The organism is Secundilactobacillus silagei JCM 19001, assembly GCF_002217945.1.
Classification (GTDB): Bacteria; Bacillota; Bacilli; order Lactobacillales; family Lactobacillaceae; genus Secundilactobacillus; species Secundilactobacillus silagei.
Genome location: NZ_BCMG01000001.1, coordinates 260363 through 280190, shown reverse-complemented (window position 1 = coordinate 280190; position 19828 = coordinate 260363). Strand labels below are relative to the sequence as shown.

At 45.9% G+C, this 19828-nt stretch carries 17 protein-coding genes; 3 read left to right on the top strand and 14 right to left on the bottom strand.

The window, feature by feature from the left end; translation table 11 throughout:
- Nucleotides 1-47 precede the first annotated feature (47 nt).
- Both CES79_RS01310 and CES79_RS01305 read right to left on the bottom strand, forming a co-directional pair.
- On the bottom strand, nt 48-530 hold the full coding sequence (locus tag CES79_RS01310) for a threonine/serine exporter family protein (RefSeq protein WP_089136088.1): 483 nt from the start codon (nt 528-530) through the stop codon (nt 48-50).
- A 10-nt stretch (nt 531-540) separates the two neighbouring features.
- Nucleotides 541-1290, bottom strand: coding sequence for a threonine/serine exporter family protein (locus tag CES79_RS01305; RefSeq protein WP_089136135.1), 750 nt, complete (start codon nt 1288-1290; stop codon nt 541-543).
- Nucleotides 1291-1485: 195 nt separating this feature from the next.
- Here CES79_RS01305 and CES79_RS01300 point away from each other — a divergent pair, with 195 nt between their 5' ends.
- The gene (locus tag CES79_RS01300) at nt 1486-1815 is read left to right on the top strand and encodes a hypothetical protein (protein ID WP_089136087.1); all 330 of its coding nucleotides are present in this window, start codon (nt 1486-1488) and stop codon (nt 1813-1815) included.
- A gap of 80 nt (nt 1816-1895) precedes the next feature.
- Here the strand turns inward: CES79_RS01300 and CES79_RS01295 are convergent, their stop codons facing one another.
- The 5 genes from CES79_RS01295 to CES79_RS01275 all read right to left on the bottom strand — a co-directional run bounded on the left by CES79_RS01295 (nt 1896) and on the right by CES79_RS01275 (nt 7001).
- Nucleotides 1896-2543 carry a metal-dependent transcriptional regulator gene (locus CES79_RS01295; RefSeq protein ID WP_054653901.1) on the bottom strand — a complete coding sequence of 216 codons (648 nt, stop codon included), beginning with the start codon at nt 2541-2543 and terminating at the stop codon, nt 1896-1898.
- 16 nt (nt 2544-2559) lie between these two features.
- Nucleotides 2560-3483: a cation diffusion facilitator family transporter gene (locus tag CES79_RS01290; RefSeq protein ID WP_054653899.1), complete on the bottom strand. Its 924-nt coding sequence runs from the start codon at nt 3481-3483 to the stop codon at nt 2560-2562.
- A 112-nt stretch (nt 3484-3595) separates the two neighbouring features.
- Nucleotides 3596-4138: a GNAT family N-acetyltransferase gene (locus CES79_RS01285; RefSeq protein WP_089136086.1), complete on the bottom strand. Its 543-nt coding sequence runs from the start codon at nt 4136-4138 to the stop codon at nt 3596-3598.
- Between the two features lie 867 nt (nt 4139-5005).
- Complete coding sequence (locus CES79_RS01280; RefSeq protein WP_408005817.1) at nt 5006-6370, bottom strand: cytosine permease; 1365 nt, start codon at nt 6368-6370, stop codon at nt 5006-5008.
- Between the two features lie 223 nt (nt 6371-6593).
- Entirely contained in the window at nt 6594-7001 is a 408-nt protein-coding gene (locus tag CES79_RS01275) for a hypothetical protein (protein WP_225362275.1), read from the bottom strand.
- Nucleotides 7002-7184: 183 nt separating this feature from the next.
- Here CES79_RS01275 and CES79_RS01270 point away from each other — a divergent pair, with 183 nt between their 5' ends.
- Complete coding sequence (locus tag CES79_RS01270; protein ID WP_170173501.1) at nt 7185-8129, top strand: dihydroorotate oxidase; 945 nt, start codon at nt 7185-7187, stop codon at nt 8127-8129.
- A 55-nt stretch (nt 8130-8184) separates the two neighbouring features.
- Here the strand turns inward: CES79_RS01270 and CES79_RS01265 are convergent, their stop codons facing one another.
- The 5 genes from CES79_RS01265 to CES79_RS01245 form a co-directional block, all read right to left on the bottom strand.
- Nucleotides 8185-8907, bottom strand: a complete 723-nt coding sequence (locus CES79_RS01265) for a DUF1003 domain-containing protein (RefSeq protein ID WP_054653897.1) — start codon at nt 8905-8907, stop codon at nt 8185-8187.
- 140 nt (nt 8908-9047) lie between these two features.
- On the bottom strand, nt 9048-9239 hold the full coding sequence (locus CES79_RS01260) for a hypothetical protein (protein ID WP_054653895.1): 192 nt from the start codon (nt 9237-9239) through the stop codon (nt 9048-9050).
- Between the two features lie 170 nt (nt 9240-9409).
- Nucleotides 9410-10282 carry an RluA family pseudouridine synthase gene (locus CES79_RS01255; RefSeq protein WP_054653893.1) on the bottom strand — a complete coding sequence of 291 codons (873 nt, stop codon included), beginning with the start codon at nt 10280-10282 and terminating at the stop codon, nt 9410-9412.
- A 20-nt stretch (nt 10283-10302) separates the two neighbouring features.
- On the bottom strand, nt 10303-12054 hold the full coding sequence (locus CES79_RS01250) for a thiamine pyrophosphate-dependent enzyme (protein WP_089136084.1): 1752 nt from the start codon (nt 12052-12054) through the stop codon (nt 10303-10305).
- Nucleotides 12055-12129: 75 nt separating this feature from the next.
- Nucleotides 12130-13221, bottom strand: coding sequence for a hypothetical protein (locus CES79_RS01245; RefSeq protein WP_054653887.1), 1092 nt, complete (start codon nt 13219-13221; stop codon nt 12130-12132).
- Between the two features lie 81 nt (nt 13222-13302).
- On the opposite strand from CES79_RS01245, the gene CES79_RS01240 reads away from it, so the two are divergent.
- Nucleotides 13303-13617: a hypothetical protein gene (locus tag CES79_RS01240; protein WP_054653885.1), complete on the top strand. Its 315-nt coding sequence runs from the start codon at nt 13303-13305 to the stop codon at nt 13615-13617.
- A 208-nt stretch (nt 13618-13825) separates the two neighbouring features.
- On the opposite strand, the gene CES79_RS01235 is transcribed toward CES79_RS01240, so the two are convergent.
- On the bottom strand, nt 13826-16948 hold the full coding sequence (locus tag CES79_RS01235; RefSeq protein ID WP_089136082.1) for a KxYKxGKxW signal peptide domain-containing protein: 3123 nt from the start codon (nt 16946-16948) through the stop codon (nt 13826-13828).
- Nucleotides 16949-17214: 266 nt separating this feature from the next.
- A complete protein-coding gene (locus CES79_RS01230; protein ID WP_054653879.1) occupies nt 17215-19749 on the bottom strand; it encodes a M1 family metallopeptidase in 2535 nt (844 codons plus the stop codon).
- Between the last annotated feature and the right edge of the window lie 79 nt (nt 19750-19828).

Here is a 19828-nt window from a genome sequence, read left to right as displayed (position 1 = left end):
TATTGGGTTAAATTCTGGAATCTACCGAGTTTTTCCGCACACTCTTTTTACAGTCTCGGATTATGCCGATGTTCATGACGCCAGCGACTGGATAACGCCAGCATAACTCTCGCCTGGACCCGATTAACCATTTCAGCTAACAAAAAACCAAAGGCAATCGATCCCGAGATGATCATGACTTGCAGTAAAAAACTAATCGCCTCGGAAACGTTGCCCAGCGCAAAGTTTTTCACCATTTGATAGGCTTGACCGCCGGGAACAAACGGTACCAGTGCCGGAATATTGAAGTTAATGACCGGCATTTTTTTGTACCTCGCAGCCTGCATGCTTAAAATACCAATGATCAACGCCCCAACTAGGTTAGCGAAGGCAATGCCCATGTTAGCCATCATACAGAGCCGGTAGAACAGAAAACTGAGTGCGCCGATCCAGCCCCCAATATTAAGCCCCCGTCGCGGCACATTAAGCAGGATACCAAAGGTGACAGTTCCAATATAAGTTAAGATTAAATCCATTATTAAGTTCAGCATCGTTTCGCCCTCACATCGCTTGCAGGATCATGGCGATCCCACTGCCAATCGCGATGGCACTCATTAAAGCTTCCATGCCCCGGGCAATACCACTGACCAGATCACCGGCTAAGATATCTCTGACGGCGTTAGTCAGCGGCACGCCAGGAACTAACGGCATCACACTGCCAATAATAATGTCATCAGCATTAGTTCCAAGCTGAAATTTAACCGCTAAAATTGCCAAAATACCAATTGCTGTCGCGGCTAAAAACTCACTCAAAAAACGCACCCTGACCAGTTGGCTCATCCCGTAGAACACACCCCAGCCAACCAGACCAATTAAGCAACTGACTAAAAAGTCTGGGTAATTTCCTCGAAAAACAACTTCCAAAGTACCGCTCACTAAGCCAGCGGAAATCAACTGCAGCCAAACCGGAAAATACCGGGGATGCTGGTCCAAATGCGTCAATCGGTCATCAAATTGCGCCAGATCAATCTTGTGAGCCGCAAAATGCCGCGACAGATCATTCACCTGGGTAATCTTTTCTAGGTCAATCGACCGCGATGTCACCGGTTCGATCTGGGCGTTTTCTTCGCCTGAAATCGACATCATGATTCCGGTAATCGTCACGTAAACCTTACTATCGGGATACCCGGCATTTAACGCGATCCGTCGAATCGTATCCTCCACCCTGGCGACCTCGGATCCATTTTCAATCATGATGCGCCCTGCATGCAGCGCAGTTTTAATCATCAAATGCCCCTGATCATTTGTCATGCCAACCATCTCCGTTCAAAAACTTCCTGCTTTAGATTATACGTTGCTCAAGAATGTTGCGCTATCCTTAATTACGTGAATTGGGAACTTTTTACTAGGAACCATTCAAAATCAAGCAAAATTCAGCGCGGTTGACAAATTGCTAGTTATATTTAAAAATACAAGTAACATCTTAGAAATGAGGCAAGTTATCAAATGACCTATTATTTATGTGCCATCTTCACTTTAATCAGTGCAGCAGTCAGCTTTGGCTTTTCCATTGACGCTTACGTAAGTGCCAAAAAACAGCCAGCAAGCGGACTGATCACTGCCAAGTACGCAGTCTCCAGAAGCTTAGGAATCCTCGTTGTCGCCATTGGCCTAGTGATCTTTGTTTCGCGGCCCTATTTAATTGGCTTAGCCACGATCATGACCCTAATCCAGTTGTTTGACGGCCTAATTGGATTCAAGGTAAGCCTGTTCAAAACCGTTGGCCCGCTGCTGACCGCTTTAGTTAACGCCATTTTACTGTTCTTGATTTTATAATCTCAACACTAAAAAGAGCTAGTATCCGCGATTATCGGGAATACTAGCTCCTTTTTTACCCTTAAACTTACTCTTAACAATTATTCGACAAAAATATAGTGAGCGGCCTTGTAGCCGATCGTCAAATCCTGTTTATCGGTTAAATTGGTCACTAAGACTGGGCCTTCAAACGGATCGTGCTTGTTGACCTTCAGCTGATCACCAATATCAAGTTTGATATCACCCAAATAAGTCAGCAGATCATGGTTATCAATAAACCGGGAAACCGTGACCGTTTTACCGTCTTCTACCGCATTTAAGATCAAGTGGGATTCACTGTCAAAATGACCGTTACGATCAGGAATCGTCCCACCATGAGGACAGGTTTTGGGATGGTCCAGCGCGTCGTCCATGGCATTGGCCAATTTTTCGCTAGTCACGTGTTCCAGCTTTTCAGCTTCCACGTCCAAGTCAGGCAACGCAAAATCTAACTTTTTAACCAGAAAAGTTTCCCATAACCGGTGCTTGCGAACTAATGTTACCGCTTTCTCACGACCGGAATCAGTCAGCGAAATTCCAGCGTATGGTTCGTGGTTAACTAAACCTTCCTCAACCATTTTATTGATCATTTCAGTGACTGAACCCGCTGCAATGTTCAAACTAATGGCGATCTGTTTGTTCGACACCTTCTCACTTGCGCCACCAAGTTCAAAGATAATTTTTAAATAATCCTCTTTCATGGGTGTCATACTATCTTACTCCTTGTTATTTTTCATTTTGTCGATTTAAAAGTTGCTGGTCAAAATCTTCATTAAGAATCATTTCTTCATTACGTCCGCGAATATCTTCCGCCTGCAACGTCACGTGGCAGATACCGTACTTTTTAGCTAAAACTTCTTCAATCTGATGATAGATCGGTTCAGCTTCACTCAGTAGCATATCACGCATGTTAATGTGGGCAGAAAACATGATGCGATTTTCATCGATCATCCAGACGTGAATGTGGTGCACGCTTGTAATCCCATCAATTTGCATTAAATCTTTCTTAATGGCATCGTAATTCATTTGCGGTGCCCCCTGCATCAGGATCGTAATGGTGTGGCGGACAATCGGCCATGACTCAAACGTAATATAAGCCGCCACTATGATCGTGATAATTGGGTCAATGATAGTAACATTGTACCACTGAATCATGATTGCGCCGAAAATAACGCCAATTGATGATAAAGTATCGCTGAGCAGGTGCAAATAAGTGGCTTTCATATTCAAATTATGTTTTGATCCACGGTGCATTAAAATGGCTGAAGCTAAATTAGCAACCAGGCCAATGATTGCCACCGTCATCATGAGTTCACCATTGATCGTTTCAGGATGGCTCAGCCGTTTAATCGCTTCGACCACCAAAAAGATCGACACGACAATCAGCAGCAGGGCATTTAACATGGCTGCCAAAATTTGCGCCCGGCCATAACCAAAGGTATTGCGCTCGTCTTCATCCCGTAAACTGATTCGATGGGCAATGTAGCTGATCACGATAGAAAAAGTATCACCCAGGTTATGGAAGGCATCGGATAGCAGCGACAGACTGCCAGACAATAAGCCACCAATTGCTTCAACGATTGTAATAACACCGTTTAAAACGGTGACCGTGAAAAATTTTTTACCCGACATGCGTTTATCTTCTGCCATACCGATTCCCCCCTACAAGATTATACTATCACATTTTTAGGGAAAATCAGCTAACAAGTTAGGCAGTTAAAGCCAAAAAAACGCTCACCCGTGGGCAAACGTTCAAATCAAATTAGCGGGTTTTGACAAGCGACCCAGCTGTTGTTAATTTTTCATAAGCAAAATCGTGAACGATCTGTGAATCAGCTAATACTTTAACGGTACCCGTATCACTGAAACCAGCCTTCTTGATAACGTGCTGCATCCCTTTATTATCCGGATGCGTATCGATTCGAATGCCATTGATTGAAGAGTTAGCTTCGATCTCCTTAAAAATGGCAGCAAATAATTTACCGGAGAGCCCTTGTCCACGATGGTTAGCGGATACGGCAACCCGGTGGATGGCAACGTACGTATCGTCGTGCGTCAGCCAATCACCATCAATAACTTGGTAACTTTCGTCTGGTGCTGGAATGACCGCAGCCGTTCCTAACACTTCGTAACCCTCAACTAAGACCACTGTGTGCCCATTTTGAATGTCGTTGACCAAGACGCTGGTATTGGGATATCCCCCCTGCCATTGATCAATGTGTTGAGCCGCCAGGTGCGTTTTCCCATCCTGGATGATTGATTCGATTTGTGGTAAATCCTTCATTTCTGCGCGACGTAAATACATTTGTTCCACCCCTTTATTATTCACAAGATTTTGCTAGTTTAAACCCTCCGTTCACGAATGTCTAGCAAATTCATTAAAATATTTTCTAATAATTTCATGAAGAATTTTCTAATCTTAAAAGCTTGATAAATGGGGGTTGGAAACGGGTAAACTTTGTAGTTTCTCATGAATTTTGTGAAATAAGGTTAGGCACTATTGGTTGATGTGCGGTTGATTTGGGTGGGGATGTTGGCTGGGTGAGCGTTTGAATTCACTAAGTTTTGGGGGTAGTCTTATGGCTTTTATCTAGACGAATCGGGTTCCAGAAAGCAGGTAGTTGCATGTAGTGAGCCATTACGTAATTTGCCAAGCCCAGGCAAAGTAGTTCATTGCTCTTATCTAGCCGAATCGGGTTCCACAACTCAGATTCCGGCCGTATAAAGTTCATGGCTCTTATCTAGTCTAATCGGGTTCCAGAAAGCAGGTAGTTGCATGTAGTGAGCCATTACGTAATTTGCCAAGCCTAGGCAAATTTCGCAATGGCTCACTACACTCCACTACCTAAACGCTTTCTTCCACACCTTACACAAAAAGGCTCCCCCAGTTTTTCACTGAAGGAACCTTCCGAGTGGCAGGGTGACCGACTAGCACTGAGAAAATCAATTTCTTAATTTTCACTTACCCGTCAATCAGATACGATTACTGGTCCAGCTTACACTGAACACTCAAAGCGCATTTTAGCGCCATCCATGGCAATGCTGTCACGTTTAGCGACTAGCGACGTTTAACAAACTACATTCAAAGCCAAACTTCAAAAGTATTTCCAGTATTAGTTAGTCATATCCTGTCACTATAGTAAGAATAACATTATCAAACCTCAATGAACACCTATTGAACCTGTCTTTGTGTGAATTTCATCAGCAAACCATACAGCAGCATACTCAAAACGATCACCACAAACGTTGCCCCAATCGAGTTTGCAATCACAGCCACGTGCTTTAAACCGATGTAGCAGGCCACTGACACCACCCAAACTAAAATGGCGATCCAGTTAACGCCGCCCTGATACCAATACTTCCCGTGAACCTTGGTAAAGTCGTCAATCTGATACTGGCGATGACGTAACCAGAAATAGTCGACTAAGAAGATCCCGATTTCGGGTCCAAGTACCATGCCGATACCATCTAGAAAAGCCGTAAAGATCGTTAGAAACGAGGCTACAAAAAGTGGTAAGAAGGTGACTGCACAGGCAATTAAGGTGACCACCCACAGACTGACCTTCAGACTTAACCGCCGCGTCATATTGGTGAGCGCCGAACCAGCTGACATCAAATTCACCGCGTTGGCAGTCGTACTGGTTAAAATAATGACGATCATGGCTAGAAAGCCCAATCCCAGTTTACTAGCAATCGTACTAGGATCCGAGTTGTTGGGGTCAAAATGGTTCAACGTGATGGCCGTCCCAATCGTGGCAATGACACCAATAAAGGCGAACCAGAACAGGCCAAGGTTAGCCCCTAAAAAGGCAGCTTGAGTCGCGTTTCTTTTGACGCCAGTAAAGCGAGAAAAGTCGCTGGCTGCCGTTACCCAGGCCAAGTTAAAAGCTGCTAGGACATCAATGGCAGCGCCTGGCGTCATTTTTAAATTGTGCGGTGGCTGCCAGTTCAAAATTTCGTGGAACGAAACCGTTTTAAACACCACAATGGTTTCCCAGATTACGAAGATAAAGACCAAAACGATGCCGATTCGTTCAATCAGTTGAACTGACCGCTGGCCGACTGAAACACTGAGGAGGTGAAACACACTCATGACGAGGATCCCGACGACCACCCCCATTGATCCGCCCGGCTTACCGTAGACTGGCCAGCCAAACAGGTCGTGAAACAGGAAACTCATCGAGGTGGCCGCAATAAACGTATTCACGGCAGCCCAGCCGATAAACTGAACCAGATTAATGACGGAAGGCAACAGACTGCCTCGTAATCCAAAGGACGCCCGCGTCAAGGTCATGGCCGTGAGCCCCGTTTTATACCCCATATAACTCGCTGCTGCCAGTAAGAGATACGAAATAATACCAGCCACGATTAAGGTTGTCGAAGCCGTCAAGAACCCACAAGCCGCAATCACACCGCCGATATACCAAGTACCGTTATTGGCATTGGCACCAACCCAGGTAGCAAACATATCCCAGTAAGACATGTGCCGGGCTGCCATTGGAATTGCGGGGACCCGTCCTAACCCATTTTTCGCCAACAAAAACACTCCCTCATTGATCGTTTTATAGTGTATCTGCTATTACCCACACAAAAAGCACCTCTATGCCCGCAGGTATAGAGGTGTCGTGTTTTTTGCTGTTGTCAGCGCCGACCCTTTATTAGCCTCACGGGACTAAATTTAAAAGGTTTATTAATTGAGCTAAGTATAAATTTCAGCCCGTTAGATGTCAAGCAGCATTAAGATGACGCCAGCTGATCGACTAAACGATCTGGTGCCACTCTGCTTCATCCGCCCGGGAAATGTCATTCAAAAATTTCAGCACCCGCTGCGCCCGTTTTTCCTGGTGAGCAAAGAGGTTATTCAACCCAGCACCAGTGGTCAGCGGCTGGCCTAACTTCAACTGCTTGTCCTGTCGCTCCCCTTCCGCAAAGGCAACGACCATCTCGCCCGTATCGATCGTGGTAAATAGGAAAAACAGGCTGTAAGGATCATCGTCTTCCAGGTAGGCTGGCATGGCCCAGATGCCTTCTTGCAATTCACGCAGTTCAGATTCACCAAACCGGTAGTCCCGGTGATTTTTTTGATTGATGGGCGTCTTCAAAAACAGCATCATTTCGGCAAATTTATCGTCACCCAGTTTTAAAGCTGGTTTATCATTTTCACTCAAAGCTGGTCCTCCTTTAAACATTTAAGCTCTATCTTACCAGTTCTTGGTAGCAATTGTCTGCTGGAAACAATCAAAATTCTGAAAAGTTTCCCCAATCAAGTACACCTTGACGCTGACAAATATTTAAGGTAGAGTTAACGGCAATTGAAGACCAAATAAATTCAGACAGGGAGCTGATTTTTGATGAACATGTTAGCAACGACGATTGGCGGCAGAACCTTCAATAACTGCATGATGAATGCGGCGGGGGTTCGTTGTCAAAATAAACGAGATTTGGACGCACTGGTGCAGTCGGATGCCGGGGCCTACGTCACTAAAAGCGCGACGCCTCAAAAACGCGCCGGTAACCCCTCACCGCGGATGCACACGCTGCCCCATGGCAGTATTAATTCGATGGGTCTACCCAACAATGGGTTGGATTACTACTTAAACTACGTCATCGCTGACCAGCAAAAACGGCCTGGCACGACGAACTTTTTATCCGTTGCTGGCACCAGTTTGGCAGACAACCTCGCCATGCTGCATCAGATTCAGGCTTCTGAATATACCGGCTTCGTAGAATTAAACTTATCCTGCCCCAACGTTCCTGGTAAACCGCAAGTCGGTTATGACTTTGACCGGGTGCACACCGTTTTGGATCAGGTATTCGAATTTTATACCAAACCGTTGGGCGTTAAACTACCACCGTACTTTGATTTGGTTCATTTTGACCAGATTGCGGCGATCTTGAATCAGTACCCGCTCACCTTCGTCAACTCGATCAACAGTATCGGTAACGCCCTCGTCGTTGACCCGCAGTCTGAACAAGTCGTTATTCGGCCAAAGGGTGGTTACGGCGGTATTGGCGGAGCGTCTGTCAAACCCACTGCCCTGGCTAACGTCCGTGGTCTCGCACTACGGCTGAAGCCGGAAATTGCGATTGTCGGTACTGGTGGCATTTTAAACGGCGTCGATGTGTTTGAACACATCCTCTGCGGCGCGTCTATGGTGCAGATCGGTACGCAGTTTGGGTACGAAGGTATTCCGCTCTTTGATCGGTTAGCCAAAGAACTGACCGATATCATGAAACAGAAGGGCTATACCAGCATTGACGATTTTCGGGGTAAATTAAAAACTTTTGATGATTAACTGAATAGCAAAGGGATTGTCCCCATCAGAGTTGATGGGGACAATCCCTTTTTTGCTACTTATGATGATCCCGTAACTCCGCTAATTCGGAGCGAATCTCAGAGAGAATTTCAATTTGTAATTTTTCAATCTCCAGCGTATGGGGAATTTGATTTTGTGATAAATGATCCAGCTTAGCGTGCAGGATTCGTAATTCATGTTCCGATTTCAGGTTGACGTGAAAATCATTTTCAGCAGCCATCCGGTCACGGTCTGCTGAACGGTTCTGACTCATCATGATAATGGGTGCTTGAATCGCTGAAATACAGCTTAAGACCAAGTTCAGCAGGATAAATGGAAACCGGTCAAAGTGAATGCCGAACAGCTGTAAACTGTTCACCAGCATCCAGGAAATTAAAACAAAGATAAAAATACCAATAAAACCCCAGCTACCACCGAAACGCGCCACATCATCCGCGATTCGCTCACCAAACGTTAAACTCTTAGTGAGGGTTTCGTTCACATCAGTGATCTCATAGTCATCACTCTGCATCGCACGGGTCAGCTTCCGGTTGATCTTCTGACTCTGTTTCAAATCAGAGCTGATCATTGCATCAACGTTAGCTAACCGGTATTTCAATAAATGATGCCCGCAAATAAAATCGGTGACCTTGGCTTGGGGATAATCCTGCTTGACCCGCTGCCGAATCGCAGTGGACAGATCAGCTAGGTACAGACCCTCATCCACGTGATAATCTTGGCCATCCACGATACAGTGAACCGTTAAATTCTCCGCCATGGTTTCCACTTCCTCTCGTCAATAGTTTAACGCAAAACCACCCGCTGCAAAACGACTGTTTTGCAGCGGGTGGTTTTTGGAAATCGTCTGAGTATGTTGTTTCAAAATTAAGGGTGACAGACTATGTCGCCAGCAACGGTTTATTCTATGACTAAGTCTTTTTCAACAAACGGCTTCTTGGCAGCTTTTAGAGAAGCTCTCATTTCAGCCATATGCTTAACAAACTTATCGTCTTTAAGGTCACAGTCAAACCACGATAATTCAGAAAGATTTTCGTCCATTTGGTCTAAAATCTTTGCAATCGCCTGCTGTGACACATCGTTAGTTGTCATCAAATTCACTCCTTAGTTGTTTTTATAGTTGCTATAATACAGACATTCTAGAGAATAGCAAGCGTTTTACACTAAAAAGTTTATTATGAGATGAATTCTTAACTTACACCAGTTTTCAACATAGTTTGCTCAGATAATCATTCAGTGAACTGCATTTATTTTCAACTTGCTCATTTAATCGCTTTTAACATATCAGCCGGTAATTCGGCCTCAAAATGCCGTGGCGCATCCGTCACCGGATCTTGATAATCTAATTGGTAAGCGTGAAGGGCTTGCCGGGCGATCTGATCCATTGGCCCGCCATATAATTCATCACCCAGTAGCGGATGACCAATCGACCGAAAGTGCGCGCGGATCTGATGGGTCCGGCCAGTATGCAGCAAGACTTCCACTACCGTCCAGTTAGTACTGCGCTGACGCACCCAGTACTCGGTCCGTGCCGCCTTGCCGTCCGGTGCCACGATCTGATCAAACCCGTCGTCCGAACGTCTTAACGGTGCATTGATCACGTCATGGTCCAAGTTGAGCTGGCCGCTCACAATGGCCAAATAGCGCTTTTTTAGCCGATGATCAGCTAACTGCTGATTCAGCCAGGAATTCGCCAATCGGTGCTTGGCAATTAGCACCAGCCCGCTGGTATCACGGTCTAACCGGGTAATAATGTGGGGCACCAAATTCTGATCACCGCTGGCAACCAAATGTCCCTTAACGCGGTTAACCAGCGTATCAGTACGGTTACTGGGGCCCGGGACAGAAGTCAGTCCAGCCGGTTTCAAAGCCACCAGCGTATTGGCGTCTTCATTAATGATCTGTACCGGCTCAGAACTGACCGGAACTGCCGGATCTGCTGGCTCCACCGGTACAACTAGGGTCACCTGATCATCAGGTTGCACCTTAGCAGCCGGCTTTATAGTCACCCCGTTGACCAGTATCTGGCCGTTACTTTGATTCAATTGCGTAAACATCCGGTGGCTGACCCCGTGCTGACTTAAGACCTGTTTAGCTGATAAGCCCGGTTCGTTGACCGTCCACGTAAATTCCATTGATCCACTTCGCTCCAATCTCACTGCTGTGCTGTTAGTCGGTTTAAAATTCTTCTAAGTGATGGATAACGGTCGCCATCCAAATGGTTCTTGACCCTAAATTCACCGATCATTCGGTCGGAATACTTATCGGGGTCCAGTTTCATCGTGCTGGTGTCCAGCGGTTCTTCATCCGTAATCACGGCATCTAACACGATGGGCTGCTTATCACCGGCAGCTAAATGTTGCTTGATTGTTTGAATAGCAGCTGTCAACGTTTGATCGTTAGTCACACGTAATCCAATAGCGCCCATGTTCTCAGCCACCCCGGCCCAGTTAGCATTCATAAATTTCAGACCGTAATCGCTTTGACCGGCCTTGGCTTTTTCTTGTCGAATGAACCCGTAGCCGCCATTTTCCAACACAACGTTGATCACTGGTAACTGGTATTGCACCTGCGTCAGCAGATCTTGCACCACCATCGAAAAACCGCCGTCGCCAGAAACCGTGATCACCCGTTTGTCTGGGTAACTCAGTTGTGCTGCAATCCCAGCCGATAGGCCGTAACCCATGGCACCGAACCAGGCTGACATGGTCATCTCCTGACCGTTACCAAAGGGCAGCATCCGCGTTGACCAGACCATATTATTGCCAATATCCAAACCATAGATGGTATCCGGCGTTGATAACTGCGATACCCCACGTAACACCGCCTCGGCAGTCAGTAGCCCTGTTGGCCGGGCAGCCACGCGTTCATCTAAGTACCCGTGCCAATTTTGGCGCGCAATATGACAGGCCTTGAGAAAATCACTGGCTGGTACCTGATCAGGCTGCGTCTTTATGACCTGTGCTAAATAGGTCTTCGCATCCGCTTGAACCAGCTGTACCGCTGGGAACTGCTCACCCAGTGCTTGGCTGTCCTGATTAATTTGAATCGTCTTAATGGTACGTGGCATAAAGCGCATAAACGGGTAACTGGTTCCGACCATCACGACAAGATCGGCCATGTGCATGGCTTCAAAAGCCGGCTGCGTCCCAACCGTTCCCAGTGAGCCTAAATTATTTTCAAAATTGCTAGCAACGTAACCAACTGCCGGTGCGGTAGTCACTACCGGTAAGCCAAATTTTTGCGAAAAGGCGGCAACTTCCGACTGGGCATGCCGAATCCCCTTTCCCACTAACATGACTGGCCGCTTTGCCTGCTTGATCAGTGAAACGGTTTGAGCAACCTGTGCGTCAGTTCCTGCTAAGACCGGTTTAGCCAGACGGTGAACTGGCATCGGTTCGTAATTAATTTCCACGTTGGCTAGGTCATCTGGAATAATGACGATCGATGGCGACTGGGTTTTATAAGCCGCCTGAATCGCTGCTCGAATCGTGCCTGGAATCTGCTTGGCATCACTGACCTGGCGATGAAAGGTATCTAGTCCAGCGAACAGTTCATCTTCATCCATATCCTGCAGATAATGGGTGTTGATCATACTAGTGGTCACGTTACTGATAATCACCAACATGGGGGTATGATCCATCTTCGCATCGCACAGCCCATAGATCAGATGAATGGCACCCGGTCCCACTGCTGCCAACGCCACACCAATCTTACCCGTCAGCTTAGATTCAGCCGCTGCCGCCAGTGCGCCAACCTCTTCGTGGCGAACCTGAATGTAGCGGATCAGATCCTGCTCTGCAGCAAAACCGTCGATCAGCGAATCAGCGGGAATACCATAGACGTGGTCAACTTGCCAATTTGCGAGTTCTTTTACCAGTGCTTGAGATGCCTTCATCTGTGCCATGATCGATTCCTCCTACTTATAGATTACCTTCATTCTACCATGCTGGACCCGTAAAAAATGGCTTAGCAGGTACTTTCAATAACCGGCAGAAATCAACGCTTGCAGATTGTTAAACGCATAGCTGACCTTTTGGTTATCATCTCCCAGTCCGCCCTGCAGATCTGAACGACGATCCTGAATTTGAAACCGCCAAACTTGGTTCATGGCTAACTGGTATAAAGCTGGCCGCCTAGTCACTGCAAAGATCCGGGCGGCAATCGCATAGTTTGCCGCTGATTCACCCCAGTTATCGACTTCCCCACTGACTTCATAACGGTTATATAGCGTACTGCTGGTAACCTGATGGGCCAGCCACTGCAAGGATGGTTCCCTCAAGTGTTTAACTTCTGCCAAATGCAATAATGTTAATAGTGCTTCAGAAGTGTTTAATGGACTGGTTGAATACTGTCGTCGATTCCAATCATAATTCGTCGCGTACAATGGCAATTGAGAACCCAGATAACCCTTTTGAACCAGCTGGAGCTGATCATTAAAAACCGGTTTAGTTTCATATTCGCGCAGGGTTAACAGGTCGTAATAAGCCATTGAAGTCAGTGAACTTACCTGGTGAAATTGCGTGTCATAAAAGTCTCTCAATTGGCCGTGCTTCCCAACCTTGCGTTTCAAAGCAGCAAAACGCTGAATCGCTTTGGTTTGATAATGCTCATTATGAGTTTGGGCTGCATGCAGTCCCAGGCTACGAATCACCCGTAAATCATCTAAGGTCGCATTCATCTTAGAACGTTGCTGATGGCCTGCTTGAACCTGATACATTAACAAACCATCGTTTTCAAAATTCACCACCGTTTGCTGGTAGGCTCGTCGAAATTTAGTATTCTGACCAGACTGTGCCAAATAAATTAGCCAAAGCCCAGCGGTTTCAGAAAGCAGTGGATGCACATCACTACCTACCGAATTTTGACTGTTGACACCTTTGGCGGTCACCAGGTTAGCAGCCACAAAACTTGCCAGTTGATCCACCCGCTCCTGATCATCTTCATACTTCGTAGACGGTATAAACTCGGTGGTCGGCTTACTAGGCACGGGAGCACTAGCGCGCTTATGACCACACCCTTGAATTAACACAACGACGAATAATCCACATAATAGCAGCTGAATTCGTTTCATAATAAATCTCCTGTTTATCTAAAGCGACATTTCGGTTATACTACTAGGAAGAACGTTTGTTCGGAAAGTGATGTGAACGAGTTGAATCCTTCAGAGTTACAGACCTACCTCGCCCAAAACAGTCAAGTTGAGGCACGCTTCATGGCTAAGGCACTGCCCTATTTAAATGCTGAAAATCTCAAACGGGCCCCTGCCCGCCGGTACAATAGTGCAATCATTCAACGTCAAGCGGACAAATTATTCGATGAATTTGTCGAACAACTTCATGGTAAGATTGCCCGACAAATCCGTGACGAGCAAACCCAGTCAGCCTGGATCAAATTGATCGAACAAGCTAACTTACTTGAAACATTAGAGGACTCAATGGCAGACCTCAACTTTGGTACAGAGGAATAGACCAAATTACTATTAATAGGTTACCTTAAAATGACCTTTTAAACGAGAAATATTTGACGAGAAAATAAAAGTCGATACAAATAGTGAAGTCTGTCACAACAACTATTTTCAGCATGAATCACAAATAAGCGCCACTCCAAGATGGAGTAGCGCTTATTTGTAGAAGATTAAGATCATTAATCAAGAAGTATTTTTAGAAAATGGAACCCTAGTTACGCCGTTTTCGGCCAACAAACGTACCAAGCCCAACTAAACTCATTAGACTTAAACCCAGCAACGCAAGACTACTGCTAGTTCGCTCATCAGTTTGTGGTAATTTACCAGTAGTGGTAGTTGCTAACCGAGACTGAACAACTTCAGTTTGTGTTGGTGTAGTCACGCCCGATGCATTTGCACTGCTAGTGATTGCAGCCGACGTTACGTTAGTTAAAGCACCATTTGTTCTCACTGCCTGCTTTGGTGCCGTCGCTGGTGCAGTTTCGTTGTTAGTTGCCGGCTTATTTGAATCATCGCCTGTTGGTGTCGTACCCAGATTAGTTTCAGGCGTCGTGCTACCAGCATTATTATCCGTTGGTGTAATACTTGGATTAGTTTCAGGTGTCGTGCTACCAGCATTATTATCCGTTGGCGTAGTAGTACCGTCAGTTGGTGAAGGATTGTTATCCGGTGTTTTATCAGGATTGCCATCAGGAGTCGTAGGAGCTACCTTAGCGTAAACAAACTGAACGCCTTGGATTGTCTCAAAAGTGAAGTAATTTGGTGCCGCTACCGTTCCATCTACGTCTAGGCCATTGGCTTTCAGGGTAACAACTGCTTCATCATAGGGCAACTTTGTACTAAGCTTTATATTATCTGACGTGTCATAAGCTTCCACTGTTACTTCGCCCTTCGGATTAACTGGGTCAAAGGTATATCTAGCATATTTATACGGCACCATACCGAGAGCAACTCCCTGAGGTGTATTCCCAAGGTATGATCCTGTTGGTGAATTTTCAACAATGATTTGCTGTAAAGCACCGTGGCTAGCTAACGAGACCTCTGCACCTGGCAGCTTATCGTAGCTCGCTTGTTTCATAGCGGCATCATAAGCACCATTCAACGTCTTCGTTGGCGTTAACTGAGTACCAGTTTCATCAACGTAATTCACAGTCGTTTGTGCAGGTAATAGCTTAACAATCAGCGTATACACGGAATCTTGTGATGGGTCTTTCATATTGAAATACTGAGCTTTGAGATCAGGATCATTTTCCAGAACCCCGTTGATCGTGATAGTAGCTCCGGTATACCGATCCTTGGTCACCTGAACAAGGTTCACGGGCTTAGACGAAACGACCTGATAGCCCATTGGAACATCGATATTGATTGATTGACCATCCGAACTGGTTAATTTTTCTTGATAGCCCCACGACTGGTAGAGAACTTGGCTAGGATCAACTGGATAAAGCGTGTCCATTCCACCATAGTGGACGTTCTTATCTTTTGGTACAACGTAGTTTGGCGCTGTCTGAGTCTGAAGTACCTGACCATCAGTTGTCACAACCTGAAAGGTGAAATTGCCAACTCTCCCGGGATTTTTTTGTCCCTTGCCAGCATAAACAAACTGAACATCGGTTAGACTATTTAAAAAATCAGTCGCTGTTGGTTTCACAGATCCGTCAATTCCAATACCTTTTTCAAGCAAATTCTGGATAAGTCTGTCAGCAGCACGGTTAGAAGGATCATTGATATACGGTACACCTAGCCCAAATAGTTGGGTCATCTGATCATACCAGCTGCCAATGTTACCCTGAACATTTGAAGTAGCTGAGTTGCCCTGATAGGTGCCAGTCGCTGTATCATAATTTTTCATGGTCGCAAAAATCCGGTCAAACGTATTGGCTGCTTGATCATAACTGTCAAACGCATAAATAAACTCTCTAGCCGGCGCTGTTGCTGTCGCAGCCGTCTTAAGAATAATCTGTGTTAGAGTAGCCGTTTTACCTTGACCACTATTGTCCGGGTCATTCGAAAGGATTTCAGCTTTCCCAGTTCCATCCGTAGATAACGTCACAGCTGGTATGGCTGGATTGATTGGCACTTGATCTGCGTGAGTATAGCTGACGTTCACTTTACCTTGATCAATAACGGGAACGATAAAATCAACAGTGCTCAACGCTAAAGCAGTCAGATAATTTGGCATCGTAACAGTACCATCTAAGCCAATACCAAACTGTGTCAAGTAATTAACAACTTGCTGATAGGTTGCTAAATTATTTTCAGCGTCTCTGGGACTATCCAATACCGTCTGAGCTGCATTATTCACTTTAAAGGTAATCTCGGAAAGCCCTTGACTAGTACCAAGATCAGTTGGTGTCACGGTGACCGTTACCTCTCCAGTAGTATCATAGCCAGCGGTTGGATTGACCGTATTAGGTGTCTGATCTGCCGCAGTAGCATACGCAATTGTGGCTCCCGTTGTGTTTGTTGCGTGCTGTTGCTGATAAATAATCTTCTGATAGGCCAGCGGGTTCACCACTACGTTTAGCTGAAGTGTAGTAGCAGATTCATTCGGGATTGTTACAGTGGCCCCAGTGATAGGGTCAATATCATAAGTGGTCCCGTCCAGCATATATGACATTAATTTGAAAACGCCCTGCTTCCCATTTACGGTATTAACAGTGAACGCCGGAATGGCCATAGAAGTACCTACTGGAATAGCTTCAGTTGCACCGCCAATTGATGCGTGGTTCTCAGTATCATAATAACTCGTAGTCACCTGAGAAGTTTCTCCGGTACGGGCAGTAAATCCAGTAGTCGCAGCTTTGGGATTGGCTGTAGCAGCTTGGGCTGTCACATTTTGCCCACTTGTTGGGTTGGTGTTCTGCTTCGCAACTGTCGCTGCAGTCGAATCTTTAACACTGGTCTGTTGTGCGTTATTTGCCGTAGATACAGTCTTAGCTTCATCAAAATTTGAACTTGCATCTGAACTTGCATCTGAACTTGCATCTGAAGTTGTCTTTGATGCCTCAGTACTAACATTACCAGCCGACTCATCTGTATCAGTTTTCGTTGCCGCTGCTGGTGTATGAGTTACTACTGATTGGTCTTGCTGAGTAGTACTTACCGAAGTTAATGTAACCTGCTTTGTCGCTGTTGCAGTGGCAGCCTTATCATTAACTGATGTAGTATCATTTGTCGAAGTTACCTGTGTTGTAGCTGCTGAGGCTTTAGGTGCAATTGACATTACACCTAAAAGAGCCACACTGGTTAAACAAACAGTTACCCAGTGTTTCCCACTCTTATACGATTTAAAGTGCTGTTTTGCAGACATTTTTGCTAATTTTTGTGTCATTATTAAATTTCCTCCAAAGATATTTAATCCGACCGTTTTCCAAAAAATACCAATTACCTGCAGTTATACCGAAATTTGTTAAACCAGAAACTAGCAAAAGGCCTCCATACCCTTTGTTCCTTTATATTAGCATAAGCTAACTCTAAATTCCACATTTGATTCTGATTAGGTATACCAAAATTCAAATTTTACCGATAAACTAACAAAACGTCCCCCACAAATCGACTGATACAGTCAATTCTATGGGGAACGTTTTGTTTAACTTTTTATTTCACTTCATCAACAACTGCCTGATTGACCGCCGATTTTTCAGCTTCAACCAAAGCTACTCGGCTTTCAATGATCTTAATATCCATCGTAATTTCCCGGGTTAACCCTGGCGTATTTAATTTCGGCTCAAAGAACGTCTTGAATTCTGACAAACGTTTAGCCGTCTTGAAGGCCCCGGTAATCACGGTAATGTAGGTTGCAAACTCCATGTCGCCGCCAACCGTATCTTCCAGCCACTGCCAGTCGTTTCTGATCCAATCCCAAGCAGCTTGTTCACCGTGGGCATTCGCCAAAACGCCTCTGAACCAGCCACGTAGATCTTGCGGCTTGATCACGTCCGCGTTTTCAAACTGGGCAATCATCTTTTGAATCAAGGCAGCATCCGGCGTGCTAGTCAAGGCTGCGCGAATACTTGACTTGTAACTGGCATCGGACGTTTGGGTGTAAGTAGTTAACAATTGGTTGAACAACTTTTCACTGCCATAGTGCTTCACTTCATTGCTCAGTACCAACCCGCGAATATCAGCTGACAAACTGGCTAATTGCGTTTGATTATCAGTAAAGATTTGGTGGGCAACCGCAATAGCGTCATGATTTTGGGCATACAAAGCAGCACTCAAAACCGTTGGCCGAGCCAATTGATCATCGTTTGATTCACCGGCCACTGGTAACCAGCCTAGCCGTTGAACTTGAGCATGGCTCAAACGGTCAAATAACCGTTGCAGCGCTTTTTCTTCATCTGAATCAGGTGTCACAAACTTCTTGAGATTGTTCGCCATGACGTACAGTGCCGTGATGACCACGGTCGCCTTGCTGTCAGCAAATCGCTGCAGCAACGGCACGATGCTGGCATATGACACTTGCCGGCCCTCGGCTAAGAGACGCAGGTCTTGAAGCAACTGCAGCTGTGTAATGGCATCCAATTTATCAAGGTGTGCCAAAATATCGTCTAATAATGTGTCATCGTAGTGCACGATAAAGTGCGAGCTGTTACCCACGTTGACCCGGAATGGTTCGCCAAGCTGCTGGCGAACGTCACTGTATTTGCCCAGTGACAGTTCATCGTCTTTAAAGATGACCGGTGCCTGTTTGTCGTTACTGTTCAGCGGGATCTGCCATTGACGGCCAGTATCCTTGCCATCGCCGATAAAGAACTGGTGTTGTCTAATCATCAACGCACCGTTTTCGACCGAGGCATCAACGACGGGGTAGCCAGGTTGTTCCAGCCAGGAATTCATAATGGCCCCAATGTCCAAGCCAGATGCCTCGCCTAACGCAGACCAAAGATCTGCCCCGGTGGCATTACCATATTGATGGGCTTCAAAGTACTTCTTCAAACCTTTACGTAAGGCGTCATCACCCAGCAGCGCACGGACCATAACCAGCATCCGAGCACCCTTCGCGTAAACGATGGCACTGTCAAACAGCGCGTCGATTTCCGCTGGATCTTCAACGGACACGTGAACCGACTGAACCCCATCCGTGGCATCTCGATTCAACGCCATCGGCACGTCAGAGGTCTGGAACATCTCCCAGATGTGCCAGTCAGGTTCAATAGCATCTACCGCGACGTATTCCATCATGTTGGCAAAAGATTCGTTGAGCCAGAGATCGTCCCACCACTTCATGGTGACCAGATCACCAAACCACTGGTGCGCCAGTTCGTGCGCAATAACGGTGGCCACTAGCTGCTTCATTTCCAATGAGGTATTATCGGGATCTAACAGTAAGTAGGCTTCACGATAAGTGACCAGCCCCCAGTTTTCCATGGCACCAGCAGAGAAGTCTGGTAAGGCCAGCTGCCAGGAATGTGGTAATGGATACTTAGTTTGATAAAAGTCTTCATAAAATTCAATCGACCGCTTGGCAATGTCCAAGGCAAAGTCCAGTTCGTTCGCCTTGTGCGCTTTGGTACCAAAGACACCCACGGTAACACCCGATTTAGTCTTAGTGGTCTTAGACTGCAATTCGCCAAACGCAAAGGCAATCAAGTAAGTCGACATCTTCATGGTCGTGTCGAAGTAGTGCACACCGTTTTCCGTGCGTGCTTCGGGCATGTTGCTGATAATGGTTTCACCCGGATGCTCATCGAACTTGATGGCGAGATCAAAGGTGGCTTTGGCCTCTGGTTCATCAATGCTAGGAAAGGCTTGACGGGCAAAGGTCGTCTCAAACTGTGTCCCAATGATCTGCTTCTTTTCACCATTAACTTCATAGTATGATGGGTAAATGCCCATCATCGAATCAGTTAATGGCGCGGTATAAGTTACCGTCAGTGTCGTTTGACCAGCCTTTTTCAAATTGATGCGAATCGCTTCGGCTGGTTGATCCATTGTAAACTCAACGGCCTGACCATCCGCTTCAACAGCAGTCACCTGCAGGAATTTTTGATTCAGTGAAATGTTCGTATCCGTCGCATTCCCCGTAATCGTGGTTTTCCCGGAAATCAGTTTAGTTTCCCGGTTAATATCGAGATATAAATCATAATGACTTGGTTGAAAGGTCTCATAAAAATGTTTAATTGCTGTCATATTGGCCCCCATTAATAATTTGATTACATCCATTATACGACTTTCATTAAAAAGCAGTTGGCGAGAAGGCTAACATTTC

Bases quoted from the DNA above. Each gene is read 5' to 3' on its own strand.
- CES79_RS01235 (WP_089136082.1), bottom strand. From the start codon at position 16,948: ATGACACAAAAATTAGCAAAAATGTCTGCAAAACAGCACTTTAAATCG.
- CES79_RS01270 (WP_170173501.1), top strand. From the start codon at position 7,185: ATGAACATGTTAGCAACGACGATTGGCGGCAGAACCTTCAATAACTGC.
- CES79_RS01295 (WP_054653901.1), bottom strand. From the start codon at position 2,543: ATGACACCCATGAAAGAGGATTATTTAAAAATTATCTTTGAACTTGGT.
- CES79_RS01305 (WP_089136135.1), bottom strand. From the start codon at position 1,290: ATGACAAATGATCAGGGGCATTTGATGATTAAAACTGCGCTGCATGCA.
- CES79_RS01260 (WP_054653895.1), bottom strand. From the start codon at position 9,239: ATGACAACTAACGATGTGTCACAGCAGGCGATTGCAAAGATTTTAGAC.
- CES79_RS01265 (WP_054653897.1), bottom strand. From the start codon at position 8,907: ATGGCGGAGAATTTAACGGTTCACTGTATCGTGGATGGCCAAGATTAT.
- CES79_RS01285 (WP_089136086.1), bottom strand. From the start codon at position 4,138: ATGTATTTACGTCGCGCAGAAATGAAGGATTTACCACAAATCGAATCA.
- CES79_RS01290 (WP_054653899.1), bottom strand. From the start codon at position 3,483: ATGGCAGAAGATAAACGCATGTCGGGTAAAAAATTTTTCACGGTCACC.
- CES79_RS01245 (WP_054653887.1), bottom strand. From the start codon at position 13,221: ATGAAACGAATTCAGCTGCTATTATGTGGATTATTCGTCGTTGTGTTA.
- CES79_RS01230 (WP_054653879.1), bottom strand. From the start codon at position 19,749: ATGACAGCAATTAAACATTTTTATGAGACCTTTCAACCAAGTCATTAT.
- CES79_RS01300 (WP_089136087.1), top strand. From the start codon at position 1,486: ATGACCTATTATTTATGTGCCATCTTCACTTTAATCAGTGCAGCAGTC.
- CES79_RS01310 (WP_089136088.1), bottom strand. From the start codon at position 530: ATGCTGAACTTAATAATGGATTTAATCTTAACTTATATTGGAACTGTC.
- CES79_RS01255 (WP_054653893.1), bottom strand. From the start codon at position 10,282: ATGGAATTTACGTGGACGGTCAACGAACCGGGCTTATCAGCTAAACAG.
- CES79_RS01250 (WP_089136084.1), bottom strand. From the start codon at position 12,054: ATGGCACAGATGAAGGCATCTCAAGCACTGGTAAAAGAACTCGCAAAT.